The following is a 17,535-nucleotide window of genomic DNA, read 5'->3' as shown; positions in this document are numbered from 1 at the left end:
CGAAAATATCCGTTTTCAGGTCGATTCTCTTTCAATGACGGTACACGGCAAAACGATCGTCTGAATATCGTCAAAACGAATTTCGCCGTCAATCAGCTGCATTAACAGCTTCGCTGCTTCCAGGCCCATCTGCCGCATGGGCAGCTCGATCGATGTAATGGATGGCCGGGCCAACTGGGACACGGCCGTGTTATCGAATCCGATCACCGCCAGGTCCTCCGGCACCTTGTAACCCAGCTCCTGAGCCTTCTCGACGACGCGGGAAGCGATCACGTCGCGTCCGGCGATGATGGCGGTAGGACGCTCGACTCCGTTCAGCAGTTTTTCCGTTTCCGTATACCCGCTGTCTTCTTCGAAGGAACCGATCTCCACCAACCGCTCGTCGAACCCGTCGCCTAATTCCTCCATGGCCTGGCGGTAGCCGTTATACCGGTCCAGCGAGGCATCCACTTCCAGCGAGCATGGGGTGATGAGCGCAATCCGGCGGTGACCTTTGCCGATCAGATATTTAACGGCTTCATAGGCGCCCTGCTCGTTATCCGCATTGACGCTGTGACACACGCCTGGCATCGTCGGCCTCCCGAGCAGGACAAAAGGAAACCGGTTCTTGATCAGCTCCCCATACGGCTGGTTAATGGCCGCCCCCATCAGGATCAGTCCATCCGCCGATTGCTTGCGGTAGACGTCCAGCAGGTGATCCGCCAATTTATTCGTACTCGGCTTCTGAAAGGACAGCAGCAAATCGTAATTGTTGTCTCCCGTCGCCTCCCCAAGTCCCTTGACGACGTCGAGGAGAATGGTATTCTCCAAACCGTCCACCGTATCCTCGACCACCAGGCCGATGTTGTTCGTCTTCTTCGTGACCAATCCGCGCGCGGATTGGTTCGGCCGGTAATTCAGCTTCTCGATTGCATCGAATATCCGCTTCTTGGTCGCTTCCGCTACATGCGCGGAGCCATTGACCGCAAACGACACGGTACAAACCGCTACGCCGGCCTCCCGGGCGACGTCTTTTATGGTTGCTGCCATCATGATCATCCTTATCCAAAATTATAGGAAAACATTTGATTAGACTATAAATGCAGAGCTGTAAAACCGCAGAGTTCAAACCACTTATGTAAACGCTATCAGGTATTAGCCGATTACGGCGTTATCGCGTTGAAGAAAGAATCGCCGAATTGATGTTCTCGTGATACAAAACGTTTTTGCAAAAACGATTTGTATATAAAATACACCGGGTTATCGGCAGTGTCAATCCTGCTTTTTGTTCTTTTTTTATCTAATTCGTAATGAATAGCTCGTCCACGAACCGGTGTACGTTTGATTCAATCACGTTAATGCTTCTATATTCGCTAACTTGCCCCTGCTGTCGAATTGGGAAGTGTTGAAATGAAATAAAGGGAATCAGTCATTGGAATGGCTGATTCCCCACCAGACTCGTTTCAGGTATGAGCTTTCTTTGAAAGTTAATGCCGGATCTCCATACCGTTGAAATATCTTAATCCTCCAATGTATGCACATTAAACGTCTCGGTGGCTAACGATATACCGTCAATACCTAGTGCCTGAACATCTATATGGTTATGGAGTAATTGATCCTTGATATTCCATTCAAATGACCAGCCATCTTCTCCATCAATATCATATCCTATGAGTTTCCGTTCTTTACCAACCTCCGTACCGGTAGGAGCTGACCAAAATAAAACGGTGTCAGCATGTTGTGCCTCAACATAAATGGTTATTGTGTCGGCATCTCTAGGGACAACCCACCATCCATATTCCTCCTCGGCATCTGTATAGACCTTATCAATCATCACCGGTGTTTTGCTGATTCCGGAAGGACCATCTGAACTCACTTTGTCTGGAATTGTTTCAGGTTCCTCGTTGCGAGAGCAAGCTGATGTCAGAATCATGGTAAGGATAAGAATAAAAACTAATAACATCTTTTTCATATATATCCCCCTTGTGTGTAATTATCTTTGTTAGCATGCATACGGAGATTATTGAATACTTGGGTGAGCGATTGTTTGGTTTGTTTTATTGAAGAGCCGCTTGTTTTAGAAAACTTGAATATAACCACTACTTTTATCAGAAAAATTATAATAATATCCGAGGATCGCCTTGTAATTCCAATTGGGATAGTTTGTTGCTAAGTACTGTGTTCCATGTTGTGAAAGAATCCCTCCGCTTTCGGTCCCGCTTTGTCCTGAAGTCCCTGCTCGATACTGAGTATCGAAAACGACTCCATTTGAATTTCTCATAAAAATCCCATAAACATAATCAACCGCGGCATCCGTATTGGGATGGTTGGAGCCTTCGACGTATTTCTGATAATTGCGCCAATTATCAGTCAAATGGGCACCATGCTGTTTTGCTGGCTGTCTAGGATATGTGACGTTATACCAAGCATATGATTTTATAGCTACTGCCCCAGCTCTTAATGCTTCAGCTTTCCACCCTGCTATCCATTCATTAGGCAACACATTTTTCGCATAAGTATCAAAACCAAGTGTTTTATTTGTGCCTGTTGCTTCAATATGAAGTATTAGTCCGTTAGGAGGATTAGTAGCACTTTGCGGTGTTACTCCAATACTATCACTTGTGTAACTTTTTATAGGAATCAGCTCATTATTAAAATTCACAATTCTCCCTATCTCTTTTTGTTCAATTACATTCTTTGCTTTTTCTTCAGATATCGAATCAAATGTATAACCGAAATTTTTGAGCTTGTCAAAATTATAGACGTATTCATGGCCAATTATGTAGTCAGTGCTATTTAAGTTTCCAACTGCGATAAGCTCATACATAACACCATTATAGTAAAATTCATTTTCTTGGTGGACCTTATAATTAAAACCAATATAGAAATATCTAATATTATTATATAAGAATTCATCAAGTTCATTGAAATATGGTTCGATCTCTTTGATATGAATTTCTGGCAATTCTCTTATCTCGGAAATTGCAATTGAATCAACTGAAAGTATTCCAACACGATCTAGCAATTGTTGCTCACTTGGAAAGTTTGTCGGTTGTTTGTCTGGAGCATAGGATTTTACATAACCGTCCCAATCCTTATCATTAATGGAGCGAATGTATTGATAAATAACTTCTGGTATTTCTTTATTGGAATTTTCGACGTTTGAATTTGAAGCATACAATAAATTAGGGAAGACCAAAGCAAACATGAGTACAAGCGAAAACGTTAAGCTCGATATTGATATTAGCTTTTTAAATTGATACAAAGCAGTCACGCTCCTTTTATAAATTATCAAATCCAAGGTAAATAGTGTTAACTTTTATATTCACCTCTATTTTCTCCTAAAATTTTCCTTTCATATATTTAAACTCTTAAAGTCGGATAATAGTTACGCAATTTTTTTAAATAATTATTTCATATTGTCTTGTTATTCAATGCTTTGCTTGAGCTAGAAGTATAATAGATACAGCGTTTTTTCGAGATGAATTGGTAGACCGATTTTTGCAAACAAAGGATTGATTTCCAGCGGCGATTCCCATAACATTAAACATTATAATGATATAATGTTTAATGTTCGCAAAATCATGGATGCAGGGGGATTTCATATGAAATTTCGTTTCGAGGGCGCTGTTACGGATGTCACGCCAGGCATTGAGCTGCTGCTGGAGGAGCTTGGCGTCGAACTCGGGGAAAACGGCATTCCCGTTGAGGTAGCCTTGTCCGATGGCGATCTGGAGGTCGGCAGGGACCGAGACCGCGCCTATATTCGTTACGGACGAAAACATCAATTTTTCCGGGGACTCGGCTTGCTGGTTCAACATAGCCGCCAAAACGATACGTTCCACCTTCACGAACGCCAGCAATTTGACCAAATTGGCCCGATGTTCGACCTGTCCCGCAACGCCGTGCTGACCGTGGACAGCTTCAAGCTCATGCTGAATAAAATGGCCCTGATGGGAATGAACAGCGTGATGCTGTATATGGAGGACACCTACCAGATCGAAGGCGAGCCGTATTTCGGTTATATGCGCGGTCGCTACACGCAGGCGGAGCCGAAAGAGATGGACGATTATGCCGATCAATTCGGCATCGAGGCTTTTCCGAGCATCCAAACCTTGGCGCACCTAGAGGAGTTTCTGAAGTGGGAACCCATCAAGCATTACCGCGATACGAAGGGTGCCCTGCTCGTCGGCAGCGAGCTGACCGACTCCCTGATTGAACGGATGATCGAGGCCGCCAGCGCTCCGTTCCGCAGCAACAAGATTCATATCGGGATGGACGAAGCGGAGGAGCTCGGACGAGGTAAATATTTGGATCACAACGGTTACGTGAGCCGTTTCGACATCATGATCGCCCATCTGGACAAAGTCCTGGCTGCCGTCCGCAAGCGCGGCCTGAAGCCGATGATGTGGAGCGACATGTTCCTGAAGCTCGCTGCCGGCGGAGGCGGCGATGCGGCGTATTACGACAAGGACACCTCGATCCCGGAGGATATGGCCCGCCGCATCCCGAAGGATGTGGACATGGTGTACTGGGATTACACCCACATGGAGCCGGCGGACTATGAGAAGCTGATCGCCAATCACCGCCCGCTGGGCTGCAACCTCGTGTTTGCCGGAGCCGTCTGGATCTTCAACACATTCGGCGTCAACTACGGGTTGTCCCTGAACGCTTCAAATGTTGCGCTTCAAGTGTGCAAGCAGGAAGGAATCCGCGAGGTATACGCCACGATGTGGGGCGACGACGGCAACGAAGGAAATCCGTTCGCGGCGCTGCTCGGTCTGCAGCTTTATGCCGAGCATGCCTACTCGGAACAGGAGCCTTCCCCGGCTCAGTTGGCGGAACGGGTGAAATTCTGTACGGGCATCGATATGGAGGCGTTCCTCCTGCTGAAGGATCTGGACGAGATTCCCGGCCAGGAGCCAAACAACGCCAAGCAGAGCAACCCGTCGAAATTTTTGCTGTATCAGGATGTGCTCCTCGGGATGTTCGACAAACAGATCGAAGGCCTGGACCTCTCGAACCACTATGCCGAGCTGGAGCAAAACCTGCGCGCGAAGCGCGATAGCGCCGCAGAGCTCGACTATCTGTTCGAGATGCCGGAGAAGCTCAGTGCCGTTCTCAAACGCAAGAGTGAAATTGGCATTCTGCTGAAGCAAGCCTATGATGCCAAAGACACCGATACTTTGAGACATATGGCCAAGAACGTGCTCCCTGCCATCTCCAAAGCCGTGAAAGAGCTGCGCATTTCCCACCGCACGCAGTGGCATCGAATGTTCAAGCCCTTTGGCTGGGAGGTCATCGACATCCGCTATGGCGGCGTCATCACCCGCCTGGACACCGCATCGTTCCGCATTCTGGAATACGTGGAGGGACGGACGGCACGGATCGAAGAGCTGGAGCAGGAACGGCTGGTATTCAGCACGACCAACCGCGACAACCACAAGGGTGTCGGCTGGTGCAGCCATTATTACCGCATGGCTTCGCCGAACGTGTTCTACCATGTGCTGAATCCTTTTTAAGGGTTCCGGCTGGCCTTTATCAGTTCATACCAATCACAAAAGCATAATAAAAGCCCCGGTGCCGGGGCTTTTTTGCATTTATCGCTGAGGCTTGGATGATATATCTGATCCTCACTCAGGATCAGTCACTTCCTCATACCAGGCTCGCACATCCCGGCTAAGCCGTTCCACGATCTCCGGGTTACGGTCCGCCAGGTTGATGCGCTCTCCCGGATCCCTGGACAGATCGGACAGGTGAACCTGATCCGGAACCACGCGGTCGAAATCGAGTTTCCCGTTCAGCACCAGCTTCCAATCCCCTTCCCGGACAGCCAGCTGGCCTTGATACTCCCAGAACAATTGCTTATGCGGCGACGGCTCGCGCATTAACAGCATCTCCTTCAGGCTGCTTCCGTCCAGCGCAACGCCTTGAAGCGGTCCTGCCGCCGGATCGACGCCGGCCAGATCCAAAAAGGTCGGTGCGATATCCATCATAGCCGCCACCTCATCGCTCACTTGTCCGCCTTTCCAACCGCTCGGCCAGCTCAATATGGCAGGTTCGCGGATTCCGCCTTCGAACAGGCTTGCTTTATGCCCCCGGAAGATCCCCGCGCTTCCCCCGTAATACACGTCTTCCGTTCCGTCCAGCCAGTTCCGGCTCTCGGAGGACGGTCCGTTATCACTGGAGAAGAAAATGACCGTATCCTCGTAACAGCCGGCTTCCTTCAGGGCCTCCACGATCTCCCCGACGCCGTCATCCACCGCGGCAATCATGGCGGCCATGACCTGCCGATCCCAAGGCAAATGCGCAAACCGGTCCATGTATTCCTGCGGGGCATGCATCGGGTAGTGCGGCGCATTGTACGACGCAAACAAGAAGAACGGAGCGGCCTGCTCCCGCGACCGCTGGATGAAATCAACCGATCGTTCCGTGATCAGCTCGGTCATGTACCGGCCGTTCTTCCAAACCTCCGTTTCGTTCTCCCATAGATCATGCAAGGGGTTGACGCCATGGGCTTGGCCCCAATAAAAAATGTGCGAGTAAAAATCGACGCAGCCTGCCTTGAATCCGAAAAACTCATCAAACCCATGCGCATTCGGGCTGGTTTCCTCGGACAAGCCCAGATGCCATTTTCCATACAACGCCGTCCTGTACCCGGCAGGCTTGAGCGCCTTGGCCAACGTCACCTCGTCGGCAGGCAGTCCGTGCGAACCGCGCTTTGCCCCCAGAATCTCGCCGACTCCCGCTCGAACCGGATACTTGCCCGTCAATAATGAGGCTCGTGACGGAGAGCAGACCGGGGAATTCGAATACCAATTCGTAAAACGAATGCCTTCATCAGCCAACCCGTCCAGGTGCGGGGTTTTCACGGTGTCCGAACCGTAGCATCCAAGATCTCCATAGCCTAAATCATCGCAATAAATCACGATAAAATTCGATTTTTTCATATCTCCATTCACCTCTACTATTCTCGACTTGTTCCTCATCATCTTACCTTTTGGCGGACGAATACGGAATGCTCCATCCTTGCAATCGTTATACAATATGTTGCATCATAGCAATAACAAAAGAAATGATCGGTAAAGGTGAAAGGAGGACATATGAGTTTAACAGTGAATCAGCGGCCATCCCGAGAAGAATACTTTAACAACCCGGCTCACTTTGAGACACAACTGGGATTATGGATATTCAAATCCGGATCCCACCCCTTTTTCACCGAAAAAGTCGGTCCCCGGTCCGTCGAATTTTATAGTATACATTTCGTTGCCAGCGGCAAGGTGAGGTTCGGATGGGACGGCAACAGCGTCTCCCTCTCGGAAGGCGACCTCTTCTGCCTCTTCCCCGGCTCGGTCTATACGTATGTCAAGGACTGCGACGAGCCGTCTACCACAATCACTTGGACAGCCTTTATGGGCGAGTTGATGCCGTCCATATTGAAGCATGTCGATTTATGTCCGGAGCGACCCTATCGACAAAATGCCTTCAGGGACGATACCTTGGATGTCATCAAGGACATACAGCGATTGCTCCGGCAACCCCAGCAGGACCATAGCCTTCAGCTGATGTCGCTGGGATTCCAGTTGATCCACAGCATCGATCCCAACCGGGACCAGCACCTTCCCGCTGCTTCGGCTGCTTCGGACTGGCTCGAGTCCGTCCCCGGATATATGGGGCTTCATTGCACGGAGAACCTGTCCGTGGAGGAGCTTGCCGCCTGGGCCGGCGTGCATCGCAGTCACTTCACCCGCGCGTTTACCCGCCGATACGGCATCTCTCCGTCCCGCTACATGCAGCAGTTGATTATGGAGAAAGCGACCCGCCTGTTAACCGCCGAGGGAACCAGCATCACGCAGACCGCATTATCCCTGGGGTATTCGGATTTGTTCACGTTCTCCCGCGCCTTTACCCGGTATTTCGGAATGACGCCGAGCGCATTCGTGAAAGCGAACCGCCCATCATCGAGAACAAGCGAATAACAGGGAACCGCCATACGATAAACGATAAAGGACTCGCTGTAATCGATCCTACAGCAACGAAAAGAGGCTATCCGATTAGGGATAGCCTCTAGCTTTTTACATCACCTTTTAGGCTACGATAAACGGCAGGATAACCTACTCCTCCATCAGCCCCCACAGCGTGGTAAATGCCTCACCTTCCAATTGAAAGAACACAGGCGCATTGGCATATCGCACATATTGGCCGCCTTTAAACAGTCTTAACTGGACTTCCGTCCCGTCCTGCAGCTGGATATACAGAAATTTCTGCTCGCTAGGCCCGGTCTCGTAGATCCCTTGCTCAAACAAAGCATCCGCCGCTACCGGCTTTGCCTCATATAAAGCCTCAACGAAGGCTTGCACCGCCGTATAGTCCGCAAGCTCGCGCAGCTTATTCTCGCCCATGTTCCAGCTGTCGAAATCCTGCCATTTAACCGAAGTCATGTTCCCCATCAGATTCAGCTTGCCGATGATATCCTCGCCCTTGGCCACTGTAATCCCGTTGAGGTGCTCATACAATTCGGCGTAGACTTCCCCGTCATGCTCCATGTAGGACATAATTCTAAACTCGGCGTCATATCCCTTCACCGTGAAAATGTCCATTTCTCCGACCGTCGAAGCAAGTTCCGTATAATCATCGGCGGAGCTCCATTCCGTAATTCCCGATTTCGACCGTCCGAGCTTATCACCACGCAGCTGTTTGGCGATTTCCGGCGTGATTTGCGTGCCGGTTTGGGTGTAGATATTGCCCTGGTATACAACCAAACCGATCATGTCGGCTTTGACGTTGCTGTCCTCCGGAAGCTCGATCCTCGGTATGGTTACCGGATCATGATCAACCTTCGCTGTCGGCGGCGTATTCTCCCCGGTCCCTTGTTGAGCCACCGGGATATCGCTGACCGCTGGCTCGTTCTCAAGATTCAATACCAGCGAAGCCACTACCACCAGCCCCAGCATAATGGCCGCGGTGACGCCGGCGACCCCCATTCGGCTCATTCTTGTCGTTTGACGCTGATTTTGTTTCATTCCTTTCATAATCCGCTCCTCCAATCCTTTATCAGGTTCGATTCGATCTATCAATGATTTGTAGTCATTCCGATTCATCAATCGTCCTCTCCTTCCAGGTCCATGCGCAGCAGCTTCCTGCCGCGCTGAAGACGCATCTTGACCGCAGACTCGTTAATCTGCAAAATCGCGGCGATTTCCTTAACGGAATAATCCTCGTAATAAAACAGATGGATGACCGACTTATACTTGAACGGCAAACTCATGACGTTATCCATCAGCGTCCGTTCCGACGGTTCGACAAAATAATCGTTCATATGCTCCATTTTGGTTACCCGCTTGCGCCACAGGCTCCCTTGCATGTTCTTGCAATGGTTCGTAATCACCCGAATGAGCCAGGCTTTCTTATGCTCCTGGTCGCAGAAGTCAGGCGCTTTATATATCAGTTTAATGAACGTCTCCTGAATGGCTTCTTCGACATCCTGTTTGTTCCCAAGGTACACCATCGCTATTTTAAAAAGCATATCGCCATATAATTCATAGGTTTCCGTAATATCTCCGCCCGGCCGGAGCGAATCGATCTGCATCGCCTAGACCTCCTTTTACCATTAACACAGTTATGGACGTGAATCGGTCACATTTTGTTTATAGTTTTTTCGGCAAAAAAAAAGAGGATGTCCCAAAAGACCTTAGACTGGTGGGATTCCTCTTTCTGTTAGGAGACGCTCCGTGTACGAATCGTTCCTCCCATCGCTGTTGTCCCCACATTTCTTGGAATGATTTAAGCAAGGAAGAAATTTGAGAACAAAGCATATGCTTTCGATGCGTGCTTTCCGTTGGAAAGCTTTCAGGCGACCGTTGGCGCTTTTACGGAATCGTTTCGTCCTCTCCGCTACCCTCAGAAAATGACTTCATTTAGACATATGAAGAGAACCACATCTTCACAAAATGGATGTGCGACCTATTTCGAAAGAAACGGTGTAACGAACCAAAAAAGCAAAAAATGGCGGTGCTAAGGATGATCCCTAGCACCGCCATTTCTATATTTTCAGCTTTTTTATCGATTGGAGTGTTCTTCAGCAGATTTGCTGTTGACCCCCCTCGTATATCACAAAGATGCAAATCCAATATACATCCTGCCGCTATACAACCTGTTTATTTACATACGTCAAATCCTGCATCAAACGATGGAGCACAGCGGCGCTTTCGCCGCGGGTGGCATTCGATTTAGGATTGAAGCGCTGCTTCGGATCTCCGTTCAGAATATCAAGACCCGCCAATTCATACACCGCCACCTGAGACCAAGCACCGATCGAGGACGCATCGGCAAAATGGGCTTTTGCCGCGTCGACTGGGTTGTATCCGGCATACTCCAGCGCGTTGTAGGCCATCACAGCCATCTCTTCGCGCGTGATCGTCCGATTCGGCTTAAAGGTGCCGTCCGTGTAGCCGTTAATGATATCGGCATTGACGGCTGCCTGGATTGCTCCGGCGTACCAGTCGGATGAAGCCACATCCTTGAAGCTGCCTGACGCAGCGTCTGCAGAAAGTCCCAATGCCCGGACGACAAGCGCTGCGAACTCGGCCCGGGTGACCGAAGCGTTCGGAACAAAGGTCTGCTCCGTGCGCCCGGTCACGATCATTTTGGCCGCAAGCGATTCAACGTCGCCCTTCGACCAATGCGACGCGATGTCCTGGAACGTTACCGGGTTCTGCAACACCAGGTACGTGCTGTTCGTGCGGCTATAGATATCGATTCGTTGACCATTCACCTTAAATGGAATCGGCGTGTATATGCCGCCGTTTCCGTCCACCCGAACAACCGCGATATCCGTCAAAGCATGCGATTTATCGACATTCAGGGACCTCTTCACATACGTTTGGAATGAATCCAGCGTGAAAGTCTTGCCATTGCCGGACTTCACCGTCACGGTGTAGCTCACAGCTTGTATTGCATTATATCCTTTGGATGCCGCTGATTTAAGGGCATCCGCATCGATAGCAAGCTGAATGATCAATTGAAGGCTGTTCATGTCCGAGCCAGCTTGGGCTGCCAGCGCTTGAAGATCGATCTCTGTTTTCGGAAGCTCATAACTTCCGTAAGGCGTCGCTACCACCAGCACCTGCGCGCTTGTTTGATCAAGCCACGCACGCAGCGCTTCATTCTCGATGGTAACGGATGAAGAAGAGATTGGCTGCGTGCTTGTTACCTCCACGGTAACTTTTCCGCCAACAGGCTGTTTCAGGGCTTCCTTCATGGCAGCTCCGGTCACGCTGCCTGCCGCCGCGCCGTTCTCCACCTTAACCGGAACCTTGACCTTGCCCGGTTCTGCCGGCGGCGTGGTGCCTGGGTTCGAAGGATTCACGGGAGGCGTCGTCGGCCCTGGATTTCCAGGCGTGCCCGGATTTCCAGGGTTGCCCGGCCCAGGCTCACCCGGACCACCCGGAAGCGGCGCTCCCTTCAAGTCCGTAATCCGTCCTTCGACAGCGGAAGTCTTGGCCGTGATGGTACCTACTTTTTTCACGTAATTCGAGAATACTTCATAGTCAGGCTTATAAAGCAGGTTCACGCGCCCTTCCAGATAAGCCTTCTCGAGCGAAGCATAGAAATCGCCGCCCTTAGCGGTAAATGCGTTCGTCGCTACCTCATACGATTTATTCATGTCGATCGGCTCATATCCGTTCTTGCCTTTCACCTCGATGCGGAGCACCCGCTGCCCGGCCGGTTTGGTCGAATCATAGAAGAACTTCATACCCGCGATATGCGGGAAGCGGCCATCCGCAGCAGGCGTCTTGGAAACCCCGTTCTCCATGGCTTCTTTGATCTCGGCGCCCGTCAATGTGATCGTGACCAGATCATTGTTAAACGGAAGCACCGTCATGACGTCACTCATCGTGATTTTGCCTGCTTCAATAGATTCGCGGATACCGCCACCGTTCTGCAGGGCGATGACCGCATTCGTTCCGGCGGCTTGCGCCGCATCCAGCATGCCATCGGCAATCAGATTACCGAGATTCGTTTCCTTCGTGCGGACATCGGCGCGGACGCCGTTCAGCTTCACTTCGGTCGTACCAACCTCCGTTTGTTTTAACTGCTCCACACCCGGCTTATATTTGGTATTCAGAATTTGCAGCGCCTCTTGATCCGGCTGAATCACATATTGGCCGGCGCTATCTTTCTCGTCAACCGAAATGAGGTTACTGTTCCACTCCTGCAGGACACCCTCATCGTCAAATACGACCTCAAGCTGACCTAAGAATTGACCTTTTTCACCTGTCTGCACAATCAGCTTCGGTTCGCTGTCCGAACGGTCTACAACCGCCTCATCCAGCTTGGTATGACTGTGACCGCCCACGATGATGTCGATGCCTTCGACTTCCTTGGCAAGGTTGACGTCCACATCATAACCGAGGTGCGACAGTACAACGATTTTGTTGATGCCTTCCTTCTGCAGCATCGCTACGGTGTCTTTTGCCTTTTGCACCGCATTCTCAAAAGTTACGTCTCCAGGCGAAGCGATGTTGGCCGTGTCTTCGGTTGTAAGTCCAAGAAGGCCAACCTGCTCCCCGTCTACCTCCATGATGATGGCCGGGTAGATGGTTGCATCCTTGGCATCCCGGGTCACTTCATTCTTGAATTTCTGGGTCAATAAAGCATCGGCCGAAAAATTCACGTTCGAGGAAACAAACGGGAAATCCGCATGCTCGATGAAATCGTTCAGCACCTCGGAGCCTTTATCGAACTCATGGTTACCGAAGGTCATGGCATCATATTGAACCAAATTCATGAACTCCAGATCGGCGAGTCCTAAATATTGATTAAAATACAGCGTGCCGGAGAATACGTCTCCTGCATCCACGAGCAGAGGATTGACCGCGTTCGCTTTAGCTTGCTTGATCGCCGTAACCCTGCGTACAATGTTATCCGGCGAGCTTACGGTATCCAGATTGGCATGCGTGTCATTGGTATGCAAAATCGTCAGCGGGAAGCCGTCCACGGCTTCTTCCTTCAGGTCAATCTGGGCTACGACCGGATCATGATCCGATACGCGGCCCTTGGAAGCCGGGAAGTCGGCGTTCAGATGCACGACATCGGCTTGCGTAGAGCGAGTCAAATTCTTGCTGACGAGAATATGATCCAGCACCTGCGAGTTCCCGTCATACGTGTAGGTATACCTCTCCTCAGGCGGAAGCGTATCGATCAGATTGTCCAATTCGCTGCCTTTCAAAATGTTCGCCGTCTCGGTAAATTGGAAATCATTCAAATCTCCCAGAACGACGACGTTAGCGTCAGGGTTAGCAGACACAACGCTTTTCACGAATCTGTTCACAACCGCTGCAATCTGATGGCGCTGCGTTTCGCTGGAGAGAACCGGCGGCTGGGTATTGCCGAAAGGTCCTTGATCTCCGGATTTCGAGTTAAAATGATTCGCAATGACGATCACTTTTTCCCCTTGGAATTCGAACTGCGCGGCCAGAGGTTTACGCGATGCGTTGAATGCAGGGTTCAGCGGTTCGATTCGGCCCGGATTCAGAGTCAACTGATCCTTCACCGCATCATAAGCCACCGATTCAATCGGTGATCCCTTCTTGCCGTTTACACTGTCCGATAACTGGACACGATCGGCGTTATAGAGGAATCCGACCCGAATGTTTGCTCCCGGCGCTCCCCCGTCGTTATTATTCACCGGATCAATATCGGTAAAGCTGTAGGTTGGTCCACCGGCTGCCTTGATGGCGTTAATCAAGGTCTGGTAGCTTCGATCTGCCGCGGTAGTTCCGTTGTTCTGCTCTCCGTTGTTATCCTGTACTTCGACAAGACCAATAATATCCGGAGACTTGATGTTGTTTACGATCGACTCCGCCAGCTTGTTGATTTTGGCGGAACTTACGCCCGGGTAGAAATTTTCAATATTATACGTCGCTACTCTGAGCTGTTCATCATTCACGTCGATCGTGGATACCTCTTGTTTAAAAGAACTGCTGTGGATTGCAGGCAATTCGCCTTTAGCCGGAATCACCTTGAAATTGCCACTGTTATATCCGATTACGCCGATCACATCATCGGCAAACGTATCGCCTGTGCCCACTTCTTGTCCCGGATTGCCGTAAGCAATCAGGAGACGCTGCGGGTTGAAATTACCCTGCTCTTTCAGAACCAGTCCGCCGGCTGGCGTAATGACATCCGCGGTATCGTTCTCAACCCGGGTCGCAATGTTGTAGGTACCGCCGCTTGTCCAATACGGACTAATGATCGTTGGGTGCGGAAGTCTGACCAGCATGCCTTCCAGAGATTCGTAGAAGTCGATGGCATCCTCCTCCGGATCGAACGTTGCCATGCTGTCATTATCGATAATGGCGGCAGGAATCGGGCGCCCGCCTTTACCTAAGGTAACAGGGTCCGGCAGTTGTTGACCCTGACCCAGATTCTTGATGGATTGCAGCTCGATTTGAGTGGAGGTCAGGTTGCTGGAGCTTCCCTCGTTATACTCGGCCACTTTTCCGGTTACACTCACCAGATCTCCGATTTGAGGACGGTTTGGATCCGTGGAATACACAAAAATCGCATCTGAGGTATTCGGATTGGAATCCGGCTTCGGATCCTGGATATAGAATCCCTTGATATTGCCGTTAGAGAACGTATATCCGTACTGGGTTACGACGCCTTCAATATCGGTTACCGTCTGTCCGGTATACAGCGAAGTATGGTCCTCGCCTTGAATATCCGCGATGCGCGGCTGCTGAGTGGCCTTGTAAGCAAATTCGTATACCTTGCTTACTTCTTTACCCGAGACGACGATCGCCTTAATGGTCGTATCTTGGTCAATCTGAATCGGCGAGCTATACAATGTGCTTGATTGCGTTGGAACCGAACCGTCGAGTGTATAATAAATACTCGCCCCTTGCGTAGGGCTGGACAGCGCAACCGTCCCCCCGATGATTATCGGTCCGGCTCCCGGACTTGCGATCACGGAGAACATCTCTTCGATTAAGGCATTCTCGCCTAAAGGAATCAGCTCATAGATGTTGCCAAACTGCTTCACCACTCCCGTGACGCGGCTGAAGGTTTTCACCGTCTTCAGTTTGGACAATCCGGAATAGATGATGAATTCATGCCCGCCTTGCTCAGCCGTATATTCCCCAGGTCTGTTTTCGGACTTGATGGTGACATCGTCCAGGTAGACAAGTCGCGCTTCATAAGTCTCCCCTGCAGGAAAAGATAGATCAGCTCCGGTGATTTGTTGAGCCTGCGGCACTCCTGCATTTGCACCCGTTACGTCATGCGGCAGCAGGGCATGCGGTTTGATCTCCTGAAGATTGTTGTAAATCTCCATCACGCCGGCCACGCTCACCCGATCGCCAACACTGGCATTAAGCGGGTAGTCATAGAGCACGATACCGGCCGTGTCATCTTGAATGTAGGTTTCTCTGCCTTCGATATGCGTAATAATGCCTTCCGTCCATACATGCTCGCCTTTTGCCTTGCTGCGGGCATCAGCGACGGACGTTTGCGTTAAAATATCATATTGGAACGAGGAGACCGGTCCATCCGGCTGGCCATCTTGAGCTGCATAGGCATCCACCCGCGTAGGCTCGTTAAGGATGATCGGGCCGTTGACGAGCTGGAAGCCGGACCCGTTTCCGCCGGACCGATACACATCCGCATAAACGGAAGCGCCTACCGTAGGCGGATTCAGCGTAATCTCCGTTCCGGCTGGCCAGGCATTAGGCTCCGGATTGGCCGTTACGGCTCCCAAGCCCGAGCCAGGCGTGACCGGCGTAGCGGGACTCGAGCTGTTCCGAGGTTCCGGTGTGGTAACGGTGAAATCCGCTACATTGTTATCCGTGTCGAGGCCGCGATCGTTTTGACCATAGGTCAATTCCTTGCGGATCGCCGCCGTACTGCTGGATAAAGCAGCGGTCGGACTCGTCTCAGATTCTAAAGCAGATCCATAGCCAACGAGATCGATACGATCGCCCGCGGCGTTGACCAGATCTACTTTTCCATTAGAGCCGCCCATACTCAATTTTCCTTGAACGTCAGGTGTCGGCAAAAATGATCCTGTGCTGCCGCCACTCTGTTGGATTAATAAGTACGAATAAGGCTTAATGATACCGCTTAAAGAGGTTATGTTATTCGAACTGAAATCACCTGTTGCGCTTGCATAACGTACCTTCCAGCCTGTCAGGTCGATCGGACTGCCTGTCGGATTGAACAATTCGATAAAATCATGCCTATACGTGGCCCCGCTATTCCCGCCGCCACCGTACACCTGGCTGATCACAACCTGGTCATGCCGGGGGGAAGCCTCCGCTACCTTCACGGGGCTGAAAGGAACGATGATACTCAGAAGCATCACGATTGCCAGAAGCATGCTTAACGGCCTTTGGCACCGATGTAATCGAATGCGCATTCAGGTTTTCACTCCTCTATTCTATTAAATTTTCTTACCTTATTTACTATATATACCAGATATGTTTTGGGAGTTCTAACCTAAAGTATGCTGGATGTAAAAAAACCTCCGATAGACCTAAACCCAAAGCTGGATAGGCATATCAGAGGTTCTATTTGGCTTACATCGACTTGCGCAATACGTTACCGTTTACCTGAATCGAACGGCTCCCCTACGGCTTTCGGCGCATTCGAGGATTTGGAGAAAATCACGAGCGCGATCAGTGTCACAACATAAGGGAAAATCTTGAGAATGACCGGCGGAATTACCGCCAAAGACGGAATGACCTGTGATACGTTGGCTACCGTCGTGGCAAATCCGAAGAACAAGGTGGCCAGCAGGATGCCGAGCGGCTTCCATTGTCCGAAGATCAAGGATGCCAGAGCCAGGAACCCGAGTCCTGCCACGTTCCCCGTAAATTCGCCGGAATACGTCAACAGAATGACAGCCCCCCCGAGTCCGGAAAAAGCACCCGAGATCATGACGCCGACATACCGCATGGACTGTACCTTAATGCCTGCTGCTTCGGCCGCGTGCGGATGCTCGCCGCAGGACCGGAGTCGCAGACCGAACGGCGTTTTGTACAGTACAAATGCACTTACCAAAAGCAAGATCAGAACCAACCACGTCGTGGCATAGGTTTTCGTGAAGAATAAATCCCCGATGATCGGAATCTTGGACAGACCCGGAAAATCAAACGGTGCAAAACCATTCGTGATGCTGATCTTGCCGCTCCCCGTAATGTTACGGGCAAGGAAAATCGTCAGGGCACCCGCGATCATATTAATCGCCGTACCGCTTATAATCTGGTTCGCACTGAGATTAATGCTGGCAAAGGCATGCAATAGCGAGAATAGCGCACTCGCTGCGGCCGCTGCCAATAGTCCTACCCATAATACCCACGATTGGCCGGGCCATTGGGCCTGCATTTTGAATATGACAAAGGCTCCGATGAAAGAACCGACAATCATCAAGCCGTCAAGGCCGATATTGACGACCCCGCTTCGTTCACTGAACAGCGCGCCCAGGGCGGTAATCAAAAGCGGGATCGTGTAAGCGATGGCATACGGAAAAATCTGTTCAATCGTTGTCCACATATG

The 17,535-nt window shown here is 50.6% G+C and carries 10 protein-coding genes; 2 read left to right on the top strand and 8 right to left on the bottom strand.

The window, feature by feature from the left end; genetic code table 11:
- Positions 1-15: 15 nt before the first annotated feature.
- The 3 genes from AC0VZ8_RS01930 to AC0VZ8_RS01920 all read right to left on the bottom strand — a co-directional run bounded on the left by AC0VZ8_RS01930 (position 16) and on the right by AC0VZ8_RS01920 (position 3,244).
- On the bottom strand, positions 16-1,032 hold the full coding sequence (locus AC0VZ8_RS01930) for a LacI family DNA-binding transcriptional regulator (RefSeq protein ID WP_475485874.1): 1,017 nt from the start codon (positions 1,030-1,032) through the stop codon (positions 16-18).
- Between the two features lie 466 nt (positions 1,033-1,498).
- Positions 1,499-1,951, bottom strand: a complete 453-nt coding sequence (locus AC0VZ8_RS01925) for a hypothetical protein (RefSeq protein WP_475485873.1) — start codon at positions 1,949-1,951, stop codon at positions 1,499-1,501.
- 105 nt (positions 1,952-2,056) lie between these two features.
- On the bottom strand, positions 2,057-3,244 hold the full coding sequence (locus AC0VZ8_RS01920) for a SpoIID/LytB domain-containing protein (protein ID WP_475485872.1): 1,188 nt from the start codon (positions 3,242-3,244) through the stop codon (positions 2,057-2,059).
- 340 nt (positions 3,245-3,584) lie between these two features.
- Between AC0VZ8_RS01920 and AC0VZ8_RS01915 the strand changes: the two genes are divergently transcribed.
- Positions 3,585-5,501 (top strand): family 20 glycosylhydrolase, encoded by a 1,917-nt coding sequence (locus AC0VZ8_RS01915; RefSeq protein ID WP_475485871.1) that lies wholly within the window; start codon positions 3,585-3,587, stop codon positions 5,499-5,501.
- A gap of 111 nt (positions 5,502-5,612) precedes the next feature.
- Here AC0VZ8_RS01915 and AC0VZ8_RS01910 read toward each other — a convergent pair whose 3' ends face one another.
- Positions 5,613-6,929, bottom strand: a complete 1,317-nt coding sequence (locus AC0VZ8_RS01910) for a sulfatase-like hydrolase/transferase (RefSeq protein ID WP_475485870.1) — start codon at positions 6,927-6,929, stop codon at positions 5,613-5,615.
- A 153-nt stretch (positions 6,930-7,082) separates the two neighbouring features.
- Here AC0VZ8_RS01910 and AC0VZ8_RS01905 point away from each other — a divergent pair, with 153 nt between their 5' ends.
- Positions 7,083-7,958, top strand: a complete 876-nt coding sequence (locus AC0VZ8_RS01905) for an AraC family transcriptional regulator (protein WP_475485869.1) — start codon at positions 7,083-7,085, stop codon at positions 7,956-7,958.
- Positions 7,959-8,093: 135 nt separating this feature from the next.
- Here the strand turns inward: AC0VZ8_RS01905 and AC0VZ8_RS01900 are convergent, their stop codons facing one another.
- The 4 genes from AC0VZ8_RS01900 to AC0VZ8_RS01885 form a co-directional block, all read right to left on the bottom strand.
- Positions 8,094-9,080, bottom strand: a complete 987-nt coding sequence (locus tag AC0VZ8_RS01900; RefSeq protein WP_475485868.1) for a hypothetical protein — start codon at positions 9,078-9,080, stop codon at positions 8,094-8,096.
- Positions 9,080-9,568, bottom strand: a complete 489-nt coding sequence (locus AC0VZ8_RS01895; RefSeq protein WP_475485867.1) for an RNA polymerase sigma factor — start codon at positions 9,566-9,568, stop codon at positions 9,080-9,082. The genes AC0VZ8_RS01900 and AC0VZ8_RS01895 overlap by 1 nt, the downstream gene beginning before the upstream one ends.
- A 555-nt stretch (positions 9,569-10,123) precedes the next feature.
- Positions 10,124-16,396, bottom strand: coding sequence for a 5'-nucleotidase C-terminal domain-containing protein (locus AC0VZ8_RS01890; RefSeq protein ID WP_475485866.1), 6,273 nt, complete (start codon positions 16,394-16,396; stop codon positions 10,124-10,126).
- Between the two features lie 182 nt (positions 16,397-16,578).
- On the bottom strand, positions 16,579-17,532 hold the full coding sequence (locus AC0VZ8_RS01885) for an ABC transporter permease (RefSeq protein ID WP_071219219.1): 954 nt from the start codon (positions 17,530-17,532) through the stop codon (positions 16,579-16,581).
- Between the last annotated feature and the right edge of the window lie 3 nt (positions 17,533-17,535).

The sequence above is a fragment of the Paenibacillus sp. QJM3NY_38 genome, from assembly GCF_056173265.1.
Note: the sequence above shows the minus strand (reverse complement) of the source record. Positions and strands in the feature narration are given on the sequence as shown.